Annotated in this window: 19 protein-coding genes; 15 read left to right on the forward strand and 4 right to left on the reverse strand. The window is 44.5% G+C overall.

Going from position 1 to position 22,118, the window contains the following annotated elements:
* The first annotated feature begins 58 nt into the window (after positions 1–58).
* Together gndA and PODO_RS11785 are read left to right on the forward strand one after the other, a co-directional pair.
* Positions 59–1,474, forward strand: coding sequence for an NADP-dependent phosphogluconate dehydrogenase (gene gndA / locus PODO_RS11780; RefSeq protein WP_038570246.1), 1,416 nt, complete (start codon positions 59–61; stop codon positions 1,472–1,474).
* 144 nt (positions 1,475–1,618) lie between these two features.
* Positions 1,619–2,167, forward strand: coding sequence for a shikimate kinase (locus PODO_RS11785; RefSeq protein WP_244886472.1), 549 nt, complete (start codon positions 1,619–1,621; stop codon positions 2,165–2,167).
* Positions 2,168–2,171: 4 nt separating this feature from the next.
* On the opposite strand, the gene PODO_RS11790 is transcribed toward PODO_RS11785, so the two are convergent.
* A complete protein-coding gene (locus PODO_RS11790; protein WP_038570249.1) occupies positions 2,172–2,477 on the reverse strand; it encodes a rhodanese-like domain-containing protein in 306 nt (101 codons plus the stop codon).
* Between the two features lie 110 nt (positions 2,478–2,587).
* On the opposite strand from PODO_RS11790, the gene aroA reads away from it, so the two are divergent.
* The 9 genes from aroA to PODO_RS31485 all read left to right on the forward strand — a co-directional run bounded on the left by aroA (position 2,588) and on the right by PODO_RS31485 (position 13,215).
* Positions 2,588–3,880, forward strand: a complete 1,293-nt coding sequence (gene aroA / locus PODO_RS11795) for a 3-phosphoshikimate 1-carboxyvinyltransferase (protein WP_036686127.1) — start codon at positions 2,588–2,590, stop codon at positions 3,878–3,880.
* 75 nt (positions 3,881–3,955) lie between these two features.
* Positions 3,956–4,390: a CoA-binding protein gene (locus PODO_RS11800; RefSeq protein WP_038570252.1), complete on the forward strand. Its 435-nt coding sequence runs from the start codon at positions 3,956–3,958 to the stop codon at positions 4,388–4,390.
* A 474-nt stretch (positions 4,391–4,864) separates the two neighbouring features.
* Positions 4,865–5,533 (forward strand): hypothetical protein, encoded by a 669-nt coding sequence (locus tag PODO_RS11805; protein WP_038570261.1) that lies wholly within the window; start codon positions 4,865–4,867, stop codon positions 5,531–5,533.
* A gap of 262 nt (positions 5,534–5,795) precedes the next feature.
* Entirely contained in the window at positions 5,796–5,978 is a 183-nt protein-coding gene (locus tag PODO_RS11810) for a hypothetical protein (protein WP_038570264.1), read from the forward strand.
* Between the two features lie 583 nt (positions 5,979–6,561).
* Positions 6,562–6,753: a hypothetical protein gene (locus PODO_RS11815; protein WP_038570267.1), complete on the forward strand. Its 192-nt coding sequence runs from the start codon at positions 6,562–6,564 to the stop codon at positions 6,751–6,753.
* A 712-nt stretch (positions 6,754–7,465) separates the two neighbouring features.
* Positions 7,466–9,352, forward strand: a complete 1,887-nt coding sequence (locus PODO_RS11820; protein WP_036686132.1) for a glucose PTS transporter subunit IIA — start codon at positions 7,466–7,468, stop codon at positions 9,350–9,352.
* The gene (ptsP, locus tag PODO_RS11825; RefSeq protein ID WP_036686134.1) at positions 9,349–11,118 is read left to right on the forward strand and encodes a phosphoenolpyruvate--protein phosphotransferase; all 1,770 of its coding nucleotides are present in this window, start codon (positions 9,349–9,351) and stop codon (positions 11,116–11,118) included. The genes PODO_RS11820 and ptsP overlap by 4 nt, the downstream gene beginning before the upstream one ends.
* Before the next feature lie 179 nt (positions 11,119–11,297).
* Positions 11,298–11,828, forward strand: coding sequence for a sigma-70 family RNA polymerase sigma factor (locus PODO_RS11830; RefSeq protein ID WP_094902125.1), 531 nt, complete (start codon positions 11,298–11,300; stop codon positions 11,826–11,828).
* Positions 11,821–13,215 carry a DUF4179 domain-containing protein gene (locus PODO_RS31485; protein ID WP_038570271.1) on the forward strand — a complete coding sequence of 465 codons (1,395 nt, stop codon included), beginning with the start codon at positions 11,821–11,823 and terminating at the stop codon, positions 13,213–13,215. The genes PODO_RS11830 and PODO_RS31485 overlap by 8 nt, the downstream gene beginning before the upstream one ends.
* 93 nt (positions 13,216–13,308) lie before the next feature.
* Here the strand turns inward: PODO_RS31485 and PODO_RS11840 are convergent, their stop codons facing one another.
* Positions 13,309–13,833: a type 1 glutamine amidotransferase domain-containing protein gene (locus PODO_RS11840; protein ID WP_038570273.1), complete on the reverse strand. Its 525-nt coding sequence runs from the start codon at positions 13,831–13,833 to the stop codon at positions 13,309–13,311.
* Positions 13,834–14,090: 257 nt separating this feature from the next.
* Here PODO_RS11840 and PODO_RS11845 point away from each other — a divergent pair, with 257 nt between their 5' ends.
* The 3 genes from PODO_RS11845 to PODO_RS11855 all read left to right on the forward strand — a co-directional run bounded on the left by PODO_RS11845 (position 14,091) and on the right by PODO_RS11855 (position 16,558).
* A complete protein-coding gene (locus tag PODO_RS11845) occupies positions 14,091–14,507 on the forward strand; it encodes a hypothetical protein (protein WP_169744762.1) in 417 nt (138 codons plus the stop codon).
* A gap of 252 nt (positions 14,508–14,759) precedes the next feature.
* Complete coding sequence (gene ccpA, locus PODO_RS11850) at positions 14,760–15,770, forward strand: catabolite control protein A (protein WP_036686140.1); 1,011 nt, start codon at positions 14,760–14,762, stop codon at positions 15,768–15,770.
* A 92-nt stretch (positions 15,771–15,862) separates the two neighbouring features.
* The gene (locus tag PODO_RS11855) at positions 15,863–16,558 is read left to right on the forward strand and encodes a 5'-methylthioadenosine/adenosylhomocysteine nucleosidase (RefSeq protein ID WP_036686141.1); all 696 of its coding nucleotides are present in this window, start codon (positions 15,863–15,865) and stop codon (positions 16,556–16,558) included.
* 3 nt (positions 16,559–16,561) lie between these two features.
* Here PODO_RS11855 and PODO_RS11860 read toward each other — a convergent pair whose 3' ends face one another.
* Entirely contained in the window at positions 16,562–17,194 is a 633-nt protein-coding gene (locus tag PODO_RS11860; RefSeq protein ID WP_036686143.1) for a GNAT family N-acetyltransferase, read from the reverse strand.
* Positions 17,195–17,353: 159 nt separating this feature from the next.
* On the opposite strand from PODO_RS11860, the gene acsA reads away from it, so the two are divergent.
* A complete protein-coding gene (gene acsA, locus PODO_RS11865; RefSeq protein WP_038570278.1) occupies positions 17,354–19,078 on the forward strand; it encodes an acetate--CoA ligase in 1,725 nt (574 codons plus the stop codon).
* Between the two features lie 83 nt (positions 19,079–19,161).
* Here the strand turns inward: acsA and PODO_RS11870 are convergent, their stop codons facing one another.
* A complete protein-coding gene (locus PODO_RS11870; protein ID WP_051491442.1) occupies positions 19,162–22,074 on the reverse strand; it encodes a transglycosylase domain-containing protein in 2,913 nt (970 codons plus the stop codon).
* Positions 22,075–22,118: the final 44 nt, after the last annotated feature.

Consider the following 22,118-nt stretch of genomic DNA (forward strand, 5'->3'; position numbering starts at 1 on the left):
CTTATACTGCGAGAAATGGATTTCACAAAAATATAGGGTGCAAAGGGTGGAGGACCAGATGGCAAAACAACAAATCGGCGTTATTGGCTTGGCGGTAATGGGCAAGAATTTGGCTCTAAATATCGAAAGCAAAGGTTTTTCCGTATCCGTATTCAACCGCTCCCCGGAGAAGACACATGATCTTCTTGCTGAAGCGGAAGGTAAAAACCTCGTAGGCACATTTTCTGTTGAGGAATTTGTAGCTTCGCTGGAAACACCGCGCAAAATTCTGATCATGGTTCAAGCTGGTAAAGCTACTGATGCTACCATCGAGCAACTGCTGCCGCATCTTGATCAAGGCGACATCATTATCGACGGAGGGAATGCTTACTTCCCTGATACAGTTCGTCGCAGTAAAGAGCTGGAAGAAAAAGGTTTCCGCTTTATCGGTACTGGAGTTTCTGGTGGTGAAGAAGGTGCTCTTAAAGGTCCTTCGATTATGCCAGGTGGTCAAGAAAGTGCGTATAAACTTGTAGAGCCTATCCTAACGGCAATCTCAGCCAAAGTGGACGGAGAGCCTTGCTGTACATATATCGGACCTGACGGTGCAGGACACTATGTTAAAATGGTGCACAACGGTATCGAATATGGTGATATGCAATTGATCTGTGAAGCTTATCAGTTGTTGAAAGATGTTCTAGGTCTGGATGCAAAAGAACTTCACAATATTTTCAAAGAGTGGAACAGCGGCGAGCTCGACAGCTACCTGATCGAGATCACTACTGATATCTTTGCTCAATATGACGAAGAAACCGGCAAACCTATGGTTGACGTTATCCTTGATTCCGCTGGCCAAAAGGGTACTGGTAAATGGACAAGCCAAAGCTCACTAGATCTTGGTGTACCTCTGTCCATGATTACCGAATCCGTATTCTCCCGCTTCCTGTCTGCTATGAAGGATGAGCGCGTAGAAGCAAGCAAAGTGCTTAACGGACCAGAAGCAACAACTTTTGAAGGCGACAAAGCCGAATTCATCGAGAACGTGCGTAAAGCATTGTTCGCGAGCAAAATCGTATCCTACGCGCAAGGTTTCGCTCAACTTCGCGTAGCTTCCGACGAATATGGATGGGATCTGAAATATGGCGAGCTGGCTAAAATCTGGCGCGGCGGCTGCATTATCCGTTCCCGTTTCCTACAAAACATCACAGATGCTTATGAGAACAATGCAGAGCTTAAGAATCTGCTTCTTGATCCTTTCTTCAAGAATGTTATGGATAATTACCAATCTGCATGGCGTAAAGTCATTGCTTCTGCGGTAACTTTGGGTGTTCCAGTCCCTGGATTCTCCAGCGCATTGGCTTACTATGACAGCTACCGTACAGAACGTTTGCCTGCTAACTTGCTTCAGGCTCAACGTGATTACTTTGGCGCTCACACCTTCAAACGTGTGGACAAAGAAGGCGTCTTCCACCACAACTGGATGGCAGCAGAATAATCTAATTGACTGAATGACAAGCGGCCCGGACGGCTTCACCAGAAATGGGGAGCCTTTCGGGTCTTTTTTTACTGGAAGAAGCGGATTGTCTAATGTTTTGACCCTGTGTTATGATATGACAAATATCGCGGTTGGAGGATAGTCATGGCTGGGGATACAGAAGAACTAAAAACGATGAGTCAGGAAGATAAGAACAAAAACATTATTTTAGTAGGGATGATGGCGACTGGTAAGTCAACTGTTGGTGCTATTTTGGCCGAGGAGCTGGGCTATGAGCTGGTTGATTTGGATCATGTCATTATTGAGACTGAAGGCAGAAGCATTGCAGAAATCTTCGCAGAAGATGGTGAGGAATACTTTCGAAGCGTAGAAACTGCGGTTCTTAAGCAAATGCTAGAGTCTGAGAATAAATTAATATCCACTGGTGGTGGCGCGGTATTGGCGCCGGGGAATACAGCCTTAATGCTGAGTAAAGGGCATGTGGTTGCGCTAACGGCAACTGAGGAAGAGATTATTGCACGTGTTAGCGGGGATCAGAATCGTCCGCTGCTCGCCGGCAATGCAGAAGAACGGGTCAGACGAATCATGGAAGATCGCCAGGATGCATACCTATTCGCGCATTACACGGTCGATACAACGGGACTGACTGCGGCAGAAGTGTCGCAACATATTTTAATGCATTACCGCGGTTGAGCTTTTAAGAGAGTGTCTCATTCCATTCAATCATACCACCGCTGAGGTTCGCAGCGTTATAACCAAACTGCTGTAGATATTCGCAGACACGTTGGCTGCGGGCACCGGAACGGCAAATGAAGATCACTTTGGCGTCGCTTGGAATATCCTCAGTACGGTGTGGAATTTCTCCCATAGGGATATGTTGTGCACCTGGAATCATCCCAGAGGCCACCTCTTCGTCTTCGCGAACATCGATGAGTACAAGGTCTTCACCTGTCTCTATACACTGCCGTAATTCTTGCGGTGTGATTTGTGGTACATTATGCATGGGTTTGACCTCTTTTCATCAGAAGAATGGTTTAATGATAACACAAGAACAGAATACCCTGTCAAACGAGCATTACATACCCACTACATCTACTAAGGAGAGTTTATATTATGGACGTTATTGTTAGGCCAACGCCATCTCTGCAAGGAGAATTTGGAGCCCTCTCTTCCAAAAACTATACGACACGTTATCTGCTGGTTGCGGCATTGTCTGAAGGAGTAAGTACGATTTATCATCCTGCACATAGTGAGGATAGCGACGCGATCCGTCGCTGCATAGCAGATTTGGGTGCTGTGCTTACAGAGGATGAGGAAAAGATTGTGATTCAAGGCTTCGGACGTCATCCAAAAGACGTTAAAGAACTTAATGTAGGAAATGCCGGAGCGGTGCTGCGTTTTCTTATGGCTGTGGCCGCGTTAAGTCCTGAGGTTACTTTTGTAAATACGTATCCAGACTCATTGGGCAAACGTCCGCATGACGACTTGATTGTGGCGCTGGAACAGCTAGGTGTTCAGGTGGAGCATAATGAAGGGAAATTGCCAATCACGATCCGTGGGGGTAAACCGGTTGGAGGCAGAATTACTGTCTCTGGTGCAGTAAGCTCCCAGTTCTTAAGTGCTCTATTATTCCTGACACCATTGCTTGAAGAAGATAGTGAAATTATTGTCCTCGATGATTTGAAATCGAAGGTTGTCGTGGGCCAGACCTTGGAAGTGTTGGAGCAGGCAGGTATTGTGGTGCACGCTGCGGATGATTACATGTCCTTTAAAGTTCCAGGTCGTCAAGCTTATGCAGCTAAGTCATATACTGTTCAAGGTGACTACCCAGGCTCTGCGGCAATCCTTGCGGCGGCTGCCGTTACAAAGTCGGATGTGAAAATCCACCGTCTTGCAGAACAAAGTAAACAAGGTGAAAGAGCCATTGTTGATGTGCTGCGGATGATGGAAGTTCCTCTTACTCATGAAGAGGGCACAGTACATGTCCAAGGGAACGGTATCCTAAAAGCTGTTGAATTTGATGGAGATGCTGCAACCGATGCGGTATTGGCCATGGTGGCTGCCGCAGTATTTGCAGAAGGCACCTCCCGATTCTACAATGTTGAGAATTTGCGTTATAAGGAATGCGATCGCATTACCGATTACTTAGCAGAATTAACCCGTGCCGGAGCTAAGGTAGAAGAACGCCGCGATGAGATAATTGTTCACGGTATGCCTGAAGGTGTCGAAGGCGGAGTCACCATTAATGCGCATTATGACCACCGCGTAATTATGGCACTATCCGTAGTGGGCCTGCGTGCGCGTAAACCTCTTTTGATTAAGGATGCACATCATGTGGCAAAATCTTATCCGCAATATTTTGATCACTTGCGTGCGCTTGGTGCGAATGTGGAGTGGGTACAATAGGAATGAGGGAGCTAGCGTATCTAGCTTCAGTTAAACAAGGATCATTAAGTGTAACTATGGAAAGGGGCACTACTTATGAGCTTTGAGAATCCAAGTCGGGAGCAGATCGGAGATATCCTTGCTTCCGCAGGTAACATTGCTGTTGTCGGCTTGTCAGACAAAACAGACCGAACCTCTTATATGGTCGCGGGCGCCATGCAAAGCCGGGGATATCGGATCATTCCCGTTAACCCAACGGTGGATGGTGAGATCCTGGGAGAAAAGTGTTATCACACTTTAGCAGAAATTCCGGAGCCAGTGGACATCGTCAATGTATTCCGTCGAAGCGAACACTGCGCAAAGGTCGCGCAGGAGGTTGCTGACATTGGCGCACGTGTGCTGTGGCTCCAGCAGGGTATAGTTAGCGCAGAAGCCGCTGAAATCGCCGCTGAGCACGGTATGATCGCCATTATGGACCGCTGCATCAAGGTCGAAGAAGCGATCACAATGCATGGGCGTAGCCGGCAGTAGGGTTGGTCATATACTGTTGAACTGAACACTGAGTTAAGTGTGTGGTGATTACAGTTATCGTTGACCAACGGACGTAACAAGGAACTGACGAATAACGAACTAGCTGGTGAAGAATGAACTAGCTGATGAAGAACGAGCTAGCTGGCGAAGAACGGACTAACTGGTGAAGAATGAACTAGCTGGCGAAGAATGAACTAGCTGGTGAAGAACGAACTAGCTGGTGAAGAACGAACTAGCTGTTATGAATGAGCAAAAGTGCAATAAACTAACTAGGTTTAAATTTATGACGCTGAGGTTATAGCAAACTTAGATGATGGAGATCAGCCAAAGTAAGAGGTATTGTGTAACAAAAGGTGCGATTTTTAATGTAACTCGCCTGTTGAGCTAGTTATAATGAGATTAGACGAAGAACGTCCTTTAACCGCTTTTTGCGGTGAAGGGCGTTTTTTTATTTTGTAGGGGAGGCTATAGGTTATGGAGTTTGAAGAAGCGCATGGTTTGTTTATCGACCAACATATGAAATCAAGAACAGGTGAAAGAAGAGGGAGGCTGGTTAGAGGCAATAATTTTGCGGAAAAGCTATTTTTGCAGAATGTATGGTGGCCTATGTTTGAGTCCCTAGACGATTTGCATCCAGAATACGAAGTATATGACTGGAATCGCAAATCACAATTCTTGGACTTTGCTTTTCTTCCGCAGACGGGCAGCAGCTTTGGGATCGAGTGTGATGGATATCAAAGCCATGTGAAAGATATGGACCGCGAAAAATTCAACTATTCAGTAAATAGGGACACTTTTTTGACTGGGATGGGCTGGAGGATGATTCATTTTTCTTTTGATGATATCCAGCAACGTCCCGAGGTCTGCCGCATGCTGTTGCAACTGGTGCTGGCGCCTTACTTGGCTCGTAATTTTGCTAGCGTAGCTATTTTGTCTGAGGAAAAAGAGGTTCTGCGTTTCGCTTGGCGTCTCGGTAGACCGGTTCGTCCAAAGGATGTGGCCACGCATTTCTGCATTAATTTCCGTACGGCGCGTCGATTGCTGCAATCATTAAGTGAGAAGGGGTTGCTGAAGCCGGTTAATCAGGGAGAAAGAATTCGGTATTATGAGGTGAAGGCTCTCAGACCAGATCAAATGTGGTAAGAGGATCTTTAGAGTCTGCGCAAGGGAATAATTGCACTTTGTACAACTAAATCGCCGGAATAGTTATCTAAATGCGAAATAGTTGTACTTTGTACACTTAAAACGCATCAAAGATTAGATTAGGTGGGAAATCATTAAAAATAGTTGTATGAAGTGCAGTTAAAAAAGTGCTCAGAGTAACGTCGATATGAATAGTTGTACAAAGTACACTTAAACTCAGGTGGAATTCCTAACTGTGAGTTTAGGGTGTTGGAGATAGCTAATGGGGGGAGAAAAGTTCGATGTTATGAAGCGAATGCTCTGGGATCAGATCAGTTCAGACCAGACTAGACCAGACCAGACCAGACCAGATCAAATCCAATCCAATCCAATCAATCAAATCAGGTATGCGAGGGATATCTTTACGATAGCTGCGCAAGGGAATAATTGCACTTTATACAGCTAAATCGCCGAAATAACTATCTATATGCGAAATAGTTGTACTTTGTACACTTAAAATACATCAAAGATTAGATTAGGTGGGAAATCACTAAAAATAGTTGTATGAAGTGCAGTTAAAAAAGCGCTCAGAGTAACGCCGATATGAATAGTTGCACAAAGTACACTTAAACTCAGGTGGAATTCCTAACTGTGAGTTTAGGGTGTTGGAGATAGCTAATGGGGGGAGAAAAGTTCGATGTTATGAAGCGAATGCTCTGAGACCAGTTCAGATCAGATCAGACCAGATCAAAACAAATCAAATCCAATCCAATCAGGTATGCGAGGGACATCTATACGATAGCTGCGCAAGGGAATAATTGCACTTTGTACAACTAAATCGCCGGAATAGTTATCTAAATGCGAAATAGTTGTACTTTGTACACTTAGAACGCATCAAAGATTAGGTTAAGTGGGAAATCACTAAAAATAGTTGTATGAAGTGCAGTTAAAAAGGTGCTTAGAGTAACGTCGATAGGAATAGTTGCACAAAGTACACTTAAACTCAGGTGGAATTCCTAACTGTGAGTTTAGGGTGTTGGAGATAGCTAATGGGGGGAGAAAAGTTCGATGTTATGAATCGAATGCTCTGGGATCAGATCAGTTCAGACCAGACTAGACCAGACCAGACCAGACCAGACCAAATCAAATCAAATCCAATCCAATCAGGTATGCTAGGGACATCTATAGGACAGCTGCGCAAGGGAATAATTGCACTTTGTACAACTAAATCGCCGGAATAGTTATCTAAATGCGAAATAGTTGTACTTTGTACACTTAAAACGCATCAAAGATTAGATTAGGTGGGAAATCATTAAAAATAGTTGTATGAAGTGCAGTTAAAAAAGTGCTCAGAGTAACGTCGATATGAATAGTTGTACAAAGTACACTTAAACTCAGGTGGAATTCCAAACTGTGAGTTTAGGGTATTGGAGCTAATGGGGGGAGAAAAGTTCGATGTTATGAAGCGAGGGCTCTGAGATCAGATCAGTTCAGACCAAACCAGACCGGATCAGACCAAATCAAATCCAATCCAATCCAATCAGGTATGCTAGGGACATCTATACGATAGCTGCGCAAGGGAATAATTGCACTTTATACAGCTAAATAACTATCTAAATGCGAAATAGTTGTACTTTGTACACTTAAAACGCATCAACGATTAGGTTAAGTGGAAAATCTCTAAAAATAGTTGTATGAAGTGCAGTTAAAAAGGTGCTCAGAGTAACATCGATAGGAATAGTTGCACAAAGTACACTTAAACTCGATTCTGACTCTGTAATATTAATAGTCCCACGTAAATACCAGCCGTTCTATGGATTCTAATGAATAAATGTTTAGTGGAAAGTGAGAATATTTGTTTTAAAAATGTAACGTGAAGATCTCATGAGTTTCTTTTGACAAAAATCCCCGCAGCGCTTACCATTCAATATAGAAAGAAAGGAGAGGGTAGCCTTGAATTGGCTCGGATCATTGCAGCAATTGGGCAGAGCCATAATGCTTCCTACCATGGTACTGCCGGCGGCAGCCATTTTGCTGAGTTTGGGCAGCTTACCTTGGTCTGCATGGGGACTTTCTTCGGTGTCTGAAGTGGCTACTTACGCGGGGCAGGCAATATTTTATTATATGCCTTATTTGTTCGCTGTAGGTGTAGCATGGGGGTTATCCAATCAAGCCGGAACGGCGGGTCTTGCAGCGCTGGCTGGGATGTTCACTTACGACCGAATTGTCACCCAAATGGGAGACGGGCTTGTACAACCTGCAACACTAATCGGAATTTTGCTGGGGATCGTTGCCGGTGTCGCGCAAAACCGGTTTAAAAATATTAAGCTTCCAGAGGCGATCCAGTTTTTTGGAGGGTCGCGTTTTGTTTTGCTGTTCATGGGCTTATTTTCTGCCGGGTTCGCGTGGGTAATGTTAGGAATATCTCCGCTGCTGCAGATTGGGCTGGATAATCTTTTTCAGGGAATATTGCAGACGGGCGGGTTTGGCGTTTTTATCTATGGGGTCCTATATAGGGTTCTGACCGCTTTTGGACTACATCATATTCTTAATAATGTGTTTTGGTTTCAATTTGGGAATTTTACGACTCCTGATGGTAGTGCTGTGGTTCAAGGGGATTTGCCGCGTTTTTTTGCAGGCGATCCTACGGCGGGGATTTTTATGGCGGGGTTGTTTCCGATTATGATGTTTGCGCTGCCTGCCATTGCTTTTGCAATTATTCAGGAAGCGCGCGAGGATTTGAAGCCCAAGATTAAAAAGACTTTTGTGCGTGCGGCGTTGGTTTGTTTTCTGACCGGGGTTTCGGAGCAGATCGAATTTGCATTTTTATTTGCTTCTCCGTATTTGTTCGCGGTACATACTGTAATGTCCGGTCTCGCAATGGTACTGACCTACATGCTGGGAATCCATCACGGGTTCTCCTATTCGGCTGGAGCCATTGATTTCTTCTTGAACATGCATTTGTCACAGAGGGCTTGGCTGCTGATTCCGATTGGTATCGGCTATGGGATTGTATACTATAATTTATTTCGCTGGGCGATTCGCCGTTTTCAGATCCCGACACCGGGGCGTGAAGAAGGTTCAGAGCTTGGGGATTGGGCCGGCAATATCCCTTATCAGGCACCGCTAATCTTAGAGGCGCTTGGGGGCAAGGAGAATATTGTACAAGTGCAGTCCTGTATCACCCGTCTGCGGCTTACGGTTCATAATGACCGATATATAGATACTGGAGCGCTTAAAGGTTTGGGTTCCGCAGGGATTATCAAGCTGGGTGGCGGAAATGTCCAGGTAGTATTTGGCACGTATTCTGAACTGATCCGCGAGGAGATTAACAAGCTTATGCTTCGTGATTTGCCGCAGGTGCTGTTCAGTTCGCCAATGCAGGGCAGAATGATGCCTATCGAGGAAGTGCCTGATCACATTTTTGCAGCTAAGCTAGTGGGCGATGGGGTTGCATTTTTGCCGGAAAAAGGGGAACTTACTTCACCCGTATTCGGGAAAGTTATGCACGTCTATCCTACAATGCATGCCGTGGGTATTTCGACGCCGGAAGGGCTGGAAGTACTCATGCATATAGGGATCGACACTTCACAGCTCAAGGGACCCTTTGAGGCGGTTGTAAAAGAAGGCGACAGCGTGGAGCCAGGTCAATTGCTTGTTAAATTCGACCTCGCTTATTTGCGTGAACATGCGGCCTCATTGGCTACACCGATGGTGATCACGAATCCTGATCGGGTCAAATCATGGAGCTATGCTCCATTTAAAAATGTTAAAAAGGGGCAATCATCAGTAATGTCCGTAGTCTTACACGAAAGTAACGTTGGAGGGATTGAAGGATGATACAAGGCATAGGCGCAGCAGCAGGTGTAGCTATCGGGAAGGCCTTTGTCTTGCCGAACTGGGAATGGAGCTTACCGGATACACAAGTGAACCCAGTGGATCTAGCTAAGGAGTTTGAGCGTTTATACGAAGGTATCCGTACCTCTAAGGACGAGATTGAATTCATCAAAAAAGAGTTCAGAGAAGTGGTAGGTCCGGAGGAATCGAGTATTTTTGATGCTCATCTGGCGATCTTAGATGATCCTGTGTTCATGAGTGAAATCCGCGGGATCATTGAACGCCAGTACAAAGCGGCAGAAGTAGCTGTGAAAGAAGCGATTGATCATTTTGTAGCGATGTTTGATCTGCTAGACGATGAGTACATGAAGGAGCGGGCGGTTGATATCAAGGATGTCGGAAACCGTCTTTTAAAACATCTTTTAGGCGCTCCAGAGGTTACGTTACCATCGGATACACAGCCATATATTCTTGTTGCGAAGGAGTTGTCTCCTTCCCAGCTAGCTCACTTGAATCCAACTTATGTTCTAGGTATTGTCACCATGATGGGCGGTAAAACCTCACATTCCTCCATTATGGCTCGTGCGCTAGGCATTCCGCTTGTAGCGGGCTTGGAGAATAATCTGTCTAATCCTATTCAGACCGGGGACATGCTTGTGATCGACGGCGATACCGGATCTGTACAAATCCACCCAGATGAACTTACGATAAATGAATATGTAGCGATTCGGGATAAACAGCATAAAAAGAAAGAGCAGCTGGAACTGCTCGCCACCGTGGAGGCTGTCACCAAGGATGGTGTGAACCTGCGACTTGCCGGCAATATCAGTTCAGTTAAAGAACTCAACATAGCACTTAAGTATGGTGCTGAAGGTGTAGGCCTGTTCCGTACCGAGTTTCTTTATATGGATCGCAGATCTTTTCCAACTGAGGATGAACAATTTGAAGTGTATAAACAGGTTGTCGAGAAGGTGGGCAACAACACTGTAGTGATTCGTACGCTGGATATTGGCGGGGACAAGCAGTTGGATTATATCCAGCTGCCTGAAGAACAGAATCCTTTCCTTGGTTATCGGGCGATTCGCATCAGCTTGGATCGATTGGATATGTTCAAAACCCAGCTAAGTGCCATTTTGCGGGCAAGTGCATACGGGAATGTAAAGTTAATGTTTCCGATGATTTCTTCCGTAGAGGAAGTGCAGGCGGCAAAAGCTGTTTTAGAAGAAGTGAAAGCTGAGCTGGAGCAACGAGATATCCCTTTTAACCGGAATCTTCCCGTGGGTATTATGATTGAAGTTCCGGCGGCGGTTATGATTGCGGATTTATTGGCTGAGGAAGTTGACTTTTTCAGTATCGGCACTAATGATTTGGTTCAATATGTGTTAGCGGTAGACCGTATGAATGAACAAATTGCTCATATGTATCATCCGTACCATCCAGCGGTTCTGCGAATGATCCGTATGACGGTAGAAGCGGCACGTAATGCCAAGATTGATATCAGTGTATGTGGTGAAATGGCGGCGGATGAGCGTTCTTTGCCTCTTTGGCTGGAGCTGGGAATTAGAGATCTCAGCATGTCGCCGCAGGCGCTGCTGAAGGTTAAACACCGCACACTGAACACATTGGCCAAGGATGCCAAAAGAATTGCCAAAGCGTGTTTCCATCATCGTACAAGCTCAGAGACGGAAGAAATGTTAACTGCGTTTGCGCAAAAAAGTGGCCTTACGCTTGGATCAAGCGGAGAACTACAGGAGAAAGCCTCATCCTAAAGTTACTGTAACTTTTATTCAATTCATATCAAGGTTCGGCATTCTTGCCGAGCCTTTTTCTATATTTATGACATACTTTTAAAAAAACAAAACCGTTTACCCTGCAGCGCAGTCAATACATAGAGAGAGTTACACAGAACCGATTTAGGAATAAAGGCAAGGGGGGAGGCAGGCCGAAAATGGATCACATTATAAATGATGAAATGGAAATGGCCGCTACGGACGAAGAGCTGTTTTATGAGCAAGTGGCTGGACAGAAAAGAAAACTTTATAGCATTGCCTACAGCTATTTGCGAAATGAAGCGGATTCGCTGGAGGTTTTGCAGGAGGCAACCTGCCGCGCATGGATTAAACGAAAGAGCTTAAAAGACGCGGAGCGGTTCGCTCCTTGGTTAACACGTATTTTGATTAATTGCTGTAATGATGAGCTGAAGCGCCGAAAGAGGAACACAGTCGCAGAAGCTGCTCGAAGTGATGAGGGAATCATGGAGATGAAAAGTGACCGCAGACTGGACATGGAACAAGCGCTGGATGGAGTGAAACCCAAATATCGCCAAGTGCTGGTGCTCAAATATTACAAGGATATGACCCTTGCCGAAATTGCAGAGGTGCTGGATAAACCAGAGGGCACAGTGAAGACATGGCTGAATAAAGGATTAAAACAATTGCGTGACAAAATGAAGCGGAAGGGGGAGCTATTTTATGGCTGAGTCTGAAGAAAAGCTGCTTAAGGATTATTTTCAGAAAATCGATGCGGAGGCAGAAGAAATTTTGGATGTAAAACTGGACACTGCGATCCGCAGGGGGATGCAGCAAGGGAACCGTACACGTTTGTCTTTTAGTAAAAGGTACGCTGTTGTTGTATTGGTGGTCTTGGCATTCGCCTTACTTATAATTGTGCCTTGGGCAAATCAGATGATAAATCCCGTACGTGCACAATTACCTCCAAAAAGCTGGGGCCAGCTTGAATTGTTTAGACCCGTTATTGCTAATAATCTGACGATTAAATCAGCACTTGATGCAGGGATGATGAAGGAGGTAAGTATCTCTTCTTCTGAGGTGGATGGGATAACATGGACTGTTAACGGAATCATTGCAGATCGAAGAGGCATTGCAGTGCTTTATACAATCCAGAATAATACGGATCAGAAGATGCGTCTTTTTGGCTTGTCTTTGAAAAAGACTCCAGAGGATAAATACCACCTTAGTGGATACAGCGGGTTTAGCACTTCTAATGCACAAGAGGTTGGGTCCCCTGGGACGACTCGTATGTATGAGCAAATCGTCTGGGATAAATATCAGGATGAGATACCAGAGGAGTTGAATATCACATTATCGCTTTTTCCAGATGCTCTTAGTCAAGTTTTTAATAACAAGGATATAAAAGAAATGGGTGTCAAAATTCCACTGGAAGCCGATAACAATTATTTTCAAGGAGAACTTGTTGATTTGAAGGATAGTCTGTCTATCGGTGGACAGAAAATTATAATGGACCAGGTTTATATTGGACCTACGGGTATTTATATGCGGGAAACCTTTGGCAGAGAGAATACAATGAGGATTTTTAGTTTGCTTTCACCTAAGCTTGTCCTCGGAAAAGGGGGTCATCAAGAGGAACTAATGCGGGCAAGTGGATCGAATATTTATCACAATGACAATATGAGACCTAATGATCCAATCAAACTTGAAGTTGAAGGAATCTCTGCTCTAGATCAATCAGAGGTCGAGCTTGTGATTAACACGGAAACGCAGCAGATTTTAAAGGCACCGGATAACTCTCTCTCGATTTCCAAACGGACCGCGGACGAAGAGCAGGGGATTATAGTATTGGATTTATTGATTCCCAAAAAAGTTGAGGAATTGCATGAAGCAACCGATTTTGGGATAGACGATAATTTCGTGGATAGCACTGGAAGCGGACATTGGCTTGTACATGATAATTACTCCGGATATAGAGAGTATAGAGAGGATGCAAAAGGAACTACAATAACTTATTTTCTTAACGTGGGTCAAGAAAAGCTGCCTCAACCTTTGACCTTTAGGTTTACAAATTATCCAAATATGATCATGGAGACGGATTCTATGCGGATCAGGTAATAATTTGGAATTTTAAACGCCTCAAATCAAAAGCCCTGCTCCTCAAATTGTGAGAAACAGGGCTTGTTTGATTTTAAACTATATACCTACTGTTTATTCCCCAGCAAGTGCATCGCAAAAGGCTTTGCCGTATGGAGGAAGATCTGGCGGGCGGCGAGCGGAGATGATATGTCCATCCGTAACTACAGCCTCATCCTTCCAGATGGCTCCGGCATTCTCCATGTCATCACGGATGCCCGGCGTGGAGGTGACGGTTACACCTTCCAGAATTTTAGCAGAAATTAATACCCAGCCTGCATGGCAGATCTGCCCAATTGGTTTTTTAGCCGCATTAAAATCCTGTACGAGCTTTAGAACGGCACTGTATCTACGGATTTTATCAGGAGCCCAGCCGCCTGGAACCAAAATCCCATCATAATCTGCGGCATTAAGCTCGTCCCAGGAGTATTCTGCTTTAGCAGGTACGCCATATTTACCGATGTATGTCTTATTTTTTTCCAGACCTGCCAAGTGAACCTCGGCACCTTCTTCTCTCACCCGATACACGGGATACCAGAGCTCCAAATCTTCAAATTCATCGTCTACGAGTGCTATCACCTTTTTACCGGCTAGTCTCATTTAGTTAAGCTCCTTTCGATTCCCAAGATTCTTTCATTATTCTATCAAATTTAAAATATGAAGTCATCTTTAGGGATGTAAATTATAGACAAATTGCCAATTTAATCATTATATGCAATAAAGGAGGGTTTTAATCGAGTGGAGTCGAATATAGAAGTTGAAAAAGTCAAACTTTGTGCTTTATTAATTTTGTGCAAGAGGTGTAGAAGATGTATAAAGATAATTTGATGGAGAAGTTGTGCAGTTGTGGTGGCCTCATGAACTTACATATGCATTCTTTGATTTTTAATACGAAGATGAAGATTACGCATGTTCCTGTCTATACCTGCCCAGAATGCGCTAGTTATGAACCTTTGCAGTTTATTAAAGCAGATCTAGGCAAATTAGTAAAAGAACTCAGTGGAGATGATCCGGGAAAAGATTTTTTGTTTACGGAGAGAAATGAATTGGCCAGTGTATTAAAAGAATCCTTGTCAGAAACTATAATAGGGGGAATATCAGAACTAGAGACGATAATCCGAGAGAGGATTCAGACCCGAGTCGATATGCTTCTCGATATCTATCGTTTAGCTGAGAAGCTGTCAGACCAGCATTGGATGGAAGAAACTAGTCGAAGATTGTCTCAATTATCCTTCCAAATGACTGAAAATGAAGATTATAAAAAAATTGTGTGAAAATAATGAAAATTTTTCACGGAATGTTGGATTTTTCACTCACTTTTTGTTACGATAGATAGAAGTTACATTATTGATGCTCTTGGACAGGTTAACCAGCACTGGTCACAATTTTAATCCAGGGTGACGTTTTCAGCCTTGAAAGAAATTTTGAAAGGAAAATGAAGCGTTATCATTGCACAAATGTACAAAGTGTCGTATCATATTTTTAATTAGTCGAACGATAAAATTTATCGCAATGGAGAGAGTAATTTGACGGTAACCATTTACGATGTAGCTCGAGAAGCAGGCGTATCTATGGCTACGGTATCACGGGTTGTGAATAATAACCCTAACGTGAAACCGCAGACCCGGAAGAAAGTTTTTGAAGCGATTGAACGTTTGGGATATCGTCCCAATGCCGTGGCAAGAGGTCTTGCCAGTAAGAAAACGACAACCGTTGGGGTTGTCATCCCTGATATTTCAAACTCGATTTTTGCAGAAATTGCACGCGGGATTGAAGATATCGCGAACATGTATCATTACAATATCATATTGTGTAACGCGGATAAGCGTAAAGAGAAAGAAATTCGTGTCATTAATACCCTTTTGGAGAAACAGGTCGATGGTCTGCTCTTCATGGGGGGTACAGTAACTGACGAACATATTCAAGCTTTCCAGACTTCTGCAGTTCCGATTGTTCTATGTGCTACACGGGATGAGAAGGGAACTTATCCTTCCGTTGACATCGATCATGAAACCGCTGCTTTTGATGCTGTGAACACATTGATTCGTCACGGTCATCGTGAGATTGCTATGATCAGTGGCACACTGCAGGATCCTGCAAATGGATATGCACGTTTCCATGGTTACAAGAAAGCACTGGAACAGGCAGGAATCGAGTACCAAGAGGATTTGGTACGCATCGGTAACTACCGCTATGAATCTGGTGTAGAAGCAATGAAGTATTTCCTTGGACTCAAGAAGAAACCAACCGCTATTTTTGCGGCAACGGATGAAATGGCTATTGGCGCCATTCACAGTATTCAAGATGAAGGTCTGAAGGTACCGGATGATTTCTCCATCATTAGTGTGGATAACATTCGTATGGCTTCGATGGTTCGTCCTTTGCTGACAACTGTAGCTCAGCCTATGTACGATTTGGGCGCGGTTGCGATGAGACTTTTGACCAAGCTTATGAAGAAAGAAACCGTTGAGAATCCGCGGGTTATCCTGCCTCATGAAACGATTCTCCGCTTGTCGGTTAATCATCTGAATAAGTAATTTAAGAACTGAACAGTTATTCCGTAAAAAGCTCCTTATGGAGCTTTTTATGTTTTTATTTATTAAACAAATCATCAAAGGAGGCATTTGCTGTGAGTGAAATCATCGGATTAATCGGAGCGATGGATGAAGAAATTAAGCTGCTTCTAGAAGGCATGGAGGACAAGCGGACAAAAGTTAAAGCAGGTATACAATATTACATAGGAAATATATTAGGCAAATCCGTAGTGCTCTGTAAATCTGGGGTGGGTAAAGTAAATGCAGCAGTTACGACTCAGCTTCTAATTGATAATTTTGGCGTATCCCGTGTGCTGTTTACGGGGGTTGCTGGTGCTGTACATCCTGAATTGAATATTGGAGATATTGTTATATCGTCTACATGTGTACAACATGACATGGATGCTACGGGGCTTGGGTTCGCAAGAGGCGAAATTCCTTATCAGGAGACTTCCGTCTTCCAGGCAGACCCTGCGTTAGTACAGCTTGCTGAGAAGGCATGCAATGAGTTAGGTCAAAAGTACTTGATAGGCAAAGTGTTATCTGGTGATCAATTCATTTCTAATGCGGAGATGGTAGCTGAATTAAGAGAGCAAATGGATGGAGCTTGTGTGGAAATGGAAGGGGCGGCGGTTGCCCAAGTCTGTCATATGAACGCCACGCCCTTTGTCATCATTCGCTCGATGTCAGATAAGTCTGATGGATCAGCTGAGGTGAATTTCAGAGAATTTACAGTACAATCTTCACAACGCTCGCATTCCATATTAGAATTTATGCTGCAGCATATTTAATGCTCAATACATGAAACGTTGTCTAAAACGTACTCTGTCAAAGGTCTCCTGAGAGGACATGGGCACCTCTTGTCCAATGCGAACCATTAGGCAGTTAGCGGGATGTGAGCAGATTTCCGGATCATCCGTAGCATACCAAACCATATTAACGGTCTTCATCAGGCGTTCCATCATTTGGCGATAGGCCCACACGTCCAGCCCACTGCCTTTTAAATCCCAGTGCCAATAATACTCTGTTGTAAAAACAATACAATTCTCTAATTGCTCCCGTTCAAAAGCAGTAGAAATCAGCAGCCGGCCTAGTCCGGCCCCTCTATAATCATTACTCACCTCTATCGCTCCAAGCTCAATAAGATCCTCCATCCCACCCTGTGACCATAACTCCATTTCATCTGGATAATGGAAGGTCACATAGCCCACTATGACATCATTCTCTACCGCAGTAATCACACGGCCTTCTGGCAAGCTGGCGATCTCTACGAGCGCCTCTTGCTGCTCTAATGGCCTGCGAAAAGCATCTAGATCCTGATGCATATGCAGGGCTTCAAGGTCCTCAGGAGATCGGGGTCCGCTCACAGTTATCGTTCTACCCATATAGGAGAGAGTATGGGAAATAGGGATTTTGCGATGCTCCATGACAGTGCTCCTTTCAGATCAAAAAAATGGTATGTAAACGCTTGCTATGGTATACTAATTCAGACATAAAAAATTCACATTCACTGCATTGACATCATTATTTAAAACATGAGTCTTACCCTTAAAGCTTAAATCAAACGAGTGAGGGAGGCAAGAGTGATGGGTCAAGTCCATAGCGAAATTTTGCCGGGTCGTGTGCAGAGCTCCAATATGTCTGATTATGCGGAGGCAGTAGCCAATTTTGAGTGGGAGGATGTTGAACGTAATTTCTCATGGTATGAAACCGGCAAGGTTAATATGGCCTATGAAGCCGTTGATCGCCATGTTGATGAAGGGCGGGGAGCGGCAACGGCCCTACTCTACAGTGACACTGTACGGGAAGAATCCTATACATTTACCGATCTGCAGGAACGGTCGAATCGGTTCGGAAATGTATTGCGTAAATATGGCATCGGTAAAGGAGATAGGGTATTTATTTTTATGCCTCGCCAACCGGAACTGTATTTCAGTCTGCTAGGTATTCTCAAAATCGGAGCCATAGCAGGACCCTTGTTCGAAGCCTTCATGGAAACAGCAGTTAAGGATCGTTTGGAGGATAGTGGAGCCGTTGCGCTGGTAACTACGCCTGAATTGCTGCATCGGGTCAAGCGAGAAGAGCTTCCGGAGCTTCGTCATATTTTTCTAGTAGGTGGAGCAACAGATATTGAGCAAGGAAACTTAGGGTTCGCAGAAGAGATGGCTAACGTTTCTGCTGATCTTAATTTAGAATGGCTTGATTTGAATGACGGCCTTATTATGCATTATACATCTGGTTCTACAGGAAAGCCCAAAGGCGTTTATCATGTGCATAGAGCAATGATTCAACATTATTATACAGGCAGAGTAGTGCTAGATCTACGTCAAGACGATATATACTGGTGTACGGCAGATCCTGGCTGGGTGACCGGAACTTCATACGGCATATTTGCCCCTTGGTTAAACGGGGTGACCAATGTAGTTAGAGGTGGCCGCTTTAGTCCTCAGGATTGGTATAAGACAATCGAACGGAATAAGGTATCTGTATGGTACAGCGCACCTACAGCTTTTCGTATGTTGATGGGTGCAGGGGAGCACTCCTTACAGGGGATTGATTTAAGCAGCTTGCGCCATGTTCTATCGGTTGGTGAACCGTTAAATCCGGAAGTGGTGCGGTGGGGAGATAAATTTTACAATCAGCGTATACATGATACTTGGTGGATGACTGAAACAGGGGCACAATTGATTTGTAATTATCCGGCAATGGATATCAAACCAGGCTCAATGGGCCGTCCGTTACCGGGGATTGAAGCAGCGATTCTGGATGATCGGGGAAATGTTCTTCCACCGTTCTCTATGGGGAATCTTGCGATAAAAACTCCGTGGCCGTCCATGATGAAAACGATCTGGAACAATCAGACGAAGTATGAGGAATATTTCCGGATTCCTGGCTGGTACATTTCTGGCGATTCCGCTTATATGGATGACGAAGGATATTTCTGGTTTCAGGGACGAATTGATGATGTTATCAACTCTTCTGGTGAGCGTATTGGGCCATTTGAAGTGGAGAGCAAATTAGTGGAACATCCGGCAGTGGCAGAAGCGGGTGTAATCGGCAAACCGGATCTTGTGCGGGGTGAGATTATTAAGGCTTTTATCTCGCTTAGAGAAGGTTATACTCCAACTGCTGCTCTGAAAGAGGAGATCGCCGCTTTTGTCAAAGCGGGCCTGTCTGCACATGCTGCGCCGCGAGAAATCGAGTTTAAGGATAAACTACCGAAGACACGATCAGGTAAAATCATGCGGCGTGTACTGAAGGCATGGGAGCTGCATCTTCCGACAGGAGATCTATCCACGATTGAGGATTAGAATGAATTGTAAAAAAACACCGTTCCCGGATGAATCCATGGGAACGGTGTTTTGCTGTGTAAAGTTATTTATTAATCTTTGGGCTAACGTGTCCCTGCATTATTACCTGCTGTGGGATTATTACTGCCCCCAGTACTGTTACCTCCACCGGCTGGTGTTTCCGTCGGTAGCGGGAGAATGTTACCTGGATCCTCAATAATGTCTCCTGGTGTCGTCTCAGGCTCTGTAGGCGGCTCTGTGCCAGGTTGTTGATCAGGTGTAGGAGTTGCTTCTGGTGTTGGTGTAATCCCTCCAGCAACGCTGCCAGAAGCCGTCTCATTACCTGCAACATCCACGGCGGTTACATAGAAGGTTGCATTAGCACTTGCCGGTGTACCCGGCGTGAATACCTTGTTCTCATCTGCCATGAGTATAGATTGCTTTTGGAAAGAACCTCCATTTAATGAACGATATAAGCGGTATCCCACAACATCTGCCGAGCTGCTAGCGGAGAAGCTGATGACCGCTTTACCAGTGCTATAAGAGACGTTAACATTTCCAGGAGCAGCAGGGGAAGCCCCGTCGTCCACTCGTGGATCAACTTCTGTTGGAAAATCCGTCTTGGCATCGGCTGGCATATAATACTCCAGTGATTTATGATCCTTCATCTTAGGGAAGGCAGCCAGGAGTTCTTTGACGAGTTCCTGTATCGGCTTCTCACGTTTAACGACGATTTTTTCCTTTAGGAACTCCTCTGGAGTACCTTCCAACGGGATATAATTGACGCCTTTGTAAGTAATATACTTGGCTTTGGAAATCCCGTCGTCGCTCTCTTTTGGCACATATTTTGTATTAAATATATCCGTTGTGAATTTATCAGTCAGAGATGTTGGCAGTTTGCCGCTATATGCTGAAACTGTCTTTTTGATAATTCCTTCAGGCTGTGCAAATTTGTCTGTGACGAATAGTTCCGGCTGCTTATCAATGACAGCATTCAATACTTTTGCCCATAATGTTTGGGCTTGACGTTTTTGTGTATCTCCCGTAAGGGTGTTGATTTGCTCTTTGTAACCGACCCACATTCCCAATGTGACATCAGGAGTGTAGCCCATAAACCATACGTCCCCATAATTCTGGGTAGATCCAGTCTTACCGACAATCGGAATTTCTTTAGAGTGTTTGTATGCTCTTTTTACGGTGCTGGCTGTACCCTCTGTAATTACAGTTCGCAGCATATCTGTCATTAGGTAAGCTGTTTGCTTAGAGAATACTTGCTCAGGATTAACCTTGTGCTGATAGATAATTTTGCCCTCTGAATTGACGATTTTCTCAATCATGTAGGCATCATTAAAGGCTCCCTGGTTGCCGATAGCGGAATAGGCATTGGTTAACTCTTCTACGGATACACCGTATTTGAGACCGCCTATAACCCCAGTCTGCGCGCTGTAATCATCATCTGTGAGGGTGGTGATCCCCAGCTTTTTAGTAAAGGCCCAAGATTTCTCTATTCCGACCTTTTCATTAAACAGCTTAAGCGCAGGCAAGTTGAGCGATTTGTTAAGTGCGTAACGGGCAGTGACCAGACCTTGATAGCGGTTATTGGCATTCTTGGGAATATGGAATCCTTTTCCGCCGTCTTTTAGAATAATTGGCGCGTCATCCACAATCCCGGCAGGCTGAATCAGCCCTGCATCTAAGGCTGGTAAATAAGCTGAAATTGGCTTCATAGTCGATCCGGGCTGACGGATCATTTGGGTAGCATAATTCATCTGCTCAATATTGAAGTCGCGGCCCTCAATCATGCCGAGAATGGCTCCCGTTTTGTTATCAATTAACATGCCAGCCGTCTGTTCCATACCTTTGGTTTTGCTGTCTTTAGTAAAATTATTGCTGTCTTCTGAGACACTATGCATTGCATTGTAAACTTTTTTATCAATAGTTGTGTAGACTCGATAACCGCCGGTCATGAGCTGCTGTCTTGCTTCTTCAAGTAACACGGCATTGTCAGTAGTGCTATTGGCATCCGTTGTGCCATTTTTCTCTTCATTCAATGATAGAAGGATCTCGGATGCTTTACGCTCAGTCTCCATCATCAGGTATGGATATGTAGCATAGGCTTTTTTGGTATGTGGCGCCAGAGAACTCTTGATATCAAATTTAAGGGCTTCATCATATTGAGAGGTAGTGATCTTATTCTCCTCAAGCATACGACGAAGTACAAGATGTTGACGGTCCATAGCTCTGTTGAAAGCTTTTTCGTTGAATTCACCTATGCCATTAAATGCAGAATAAGCAGAAGGGAGCTGCGGAAGACCAGCCAAATACGCTGCTTGAGCGACATTCAATTTGTCCAGATCGTCTAGACCGAATATCCCCTTGGCTGCTGCTTTAATCCCGAAAACATTGTAGCCATTCGAACCATTGCCGAAAGGAACCTTATTTAGATAAGCCGTTAATATTTCTTGCTTGGTCAAGAAGCGTTCCAATCTAAGAGAAAGTAGAATTTCTTTTACTTTACGATCTTCTGTCCGATCCAGATTCAGGAATACACGTCTTGCGAGCTGCTGGGTGAGTGTACTGCCTCCGGTCTGAACGGATTCATTGAGAAGCTTTTGTTTGACGGCACGCAAGGTGCCTTTGAAATCCACGCCATTATGCTCATTAAAATTATTGTCCTCTATTGCGAGAACTGCATCGATAATAAGCTGGGGGATATCGTTGAATTCAATGAGCCTTCGGTCTTCTTCTGTCCGAAGCTGGCCGATCGGTGCGCCGTCTCGGAAATAAGCGAATCCGGTGATCGCATTTTGACTGACCTGCTGCTGAATCATTTCTTCGGAGCGAACAGGTTCATCCTTCACAATGGAAGCGACATAGCCTGCTACAGCACCACCGGCAAATAGAACGCCTATTATTCCAAGAATAAACATCCACTTAACTACAGAACCGAACCTGCTTAGGGCGGATCTGCGGGGTGAAGGCTTCTTAGCGTTTTTTTTCTTGTTCTCTTGAGCCATCGACGATAATTCCTCCTTTTAACGGAATTATTATAGCATAAATT

The organism is Paenibacillus odorifer (assembly GCF_000758725.1).
Classification (GTDB): domain Bacteria; phylum Bacillota; class Bacilli; order Paenibacillales; family Paenibacillaceae; genus Paenibacillus_AQ; species Paenibacillus_AQ odorifer.

What these genes read in the sequence shown, in the direction of transcription:
- PODO_RS11815 (WP_038570267.1), top strand. Translation starts at nt 6,562, where the DNA reads ATGGGGGGAGAAAAGTTCGATGTTATGAATCGAATGCTCTGGGATCAG.
- PODO_RS11805 (WP_038570261.1), top strand. Translation starts at nt 4,865, where the DNA reads ATGGAGTTTGAAGAAGCGCATGGTTTGTTTATCGACCAACATATGAAA.
- gndA (WP_038570246.1), top strand. Translation starts at nt 59, where the DNA reads ATGGCAAAACAACAAATCGGCGTTATTGGCTTGGCGGTAATGGGCAAG.
- PODO_RS11800 (WP_038570252.1), top strand. Translation starts at nt 3,956, where the DNA reads ATGAGCTTTGAGAATCCAAGTCGGGAGCAGATCGGAGATATCCTTGCT.
- PODO_RS31485 (WP_038570271.1), top strand. Translation starts at nt 11,821, where the DNA reads ATGGCTGAGTCTGAAGAAAAGCTGCTTAAGGATTATTTTCAGAAAATC.
- PODO_RS11860 (WP_036686143.1), bottom strand. Translation starts at nt 17,194, where the DNA reads ATGGAGCATCGCAAAATCCCTATTTCCCATACTCTCTCCTATATGGGT.
- ptsP (WP_036686134.1), top strand. Translation starts at nt 9,349, where the DNA reads ATGATACAAGGCATAGGCGCAGCAGCAGGTGTAGCTATCGGGAAGGCC.
- PODO_RS11790 (WP_038570249.1), bottom strand. Translation starts at nt 2,477, where the DNA reads ATGCATAATGTACCACAAATCACACCGCAAGAATTACGGCAGTGTATA.
- PODO_RS11840 (WP_038570273.1), bottom strand. Translation starts at nt 13,833, where the DNA reads ATGAGACTAGCCGGTAAAAAGGTGATAGCACTCGTAGACGATGAATTT.
- PODO_RS11785 (WP_244886472.1), top strand. Translation starts at nt 1,619, where the DNA reads ATGGCTGGGGATACAGAAGAACTAAAAACGATGAGTCAGGAAGATAAG.
- aroA (WP_036686127.1), top strand. Translation starts at nt 2,588, where the DNA reads ATGGACGTTATTGTTAGGCCAACGCCATCTCTGCAAGGAGAATTTGGA.
- PODO_RS11845 (WP_169744762.1), top strand. Translation starts at nt 14,091, where the DNA reads ATGAACTTACATATGCATTCTTTGATTTTTAATACGAAGATGAAGATT.
- PODO_RS11870 (WP_051491442.1), bottom strand. Translation starts at nt 22,074, where the DNA reads ATGGCTCAAGAGAACAAGAAAAAAAACGCTAAGAAGCCTTCACCCCGC.
- PODO_RS11810 (WP_038570264.1), top strand. Translation starts at nt 5,796, where the DNA reads ATGGGGGGAGAAAAGTTCGATGTTATGAAGCGAATGCTCTGGGATCAG.
- PODO_RS11830 (WP_094902125.1), top strand. Translation starts at nt 11,298, where the DNA reads ATGGATCACATTATAAATGATGAAATGGAAATGGCCGCTACGGACGAA.
- acsA (WP_038570278.1), top strand. Translation starts at nt 17,354, where the DNA reads ATGGGTCAAGTCCATAGCGAAATTTTGCCGGGTCGTGTGCAGAGCTCC.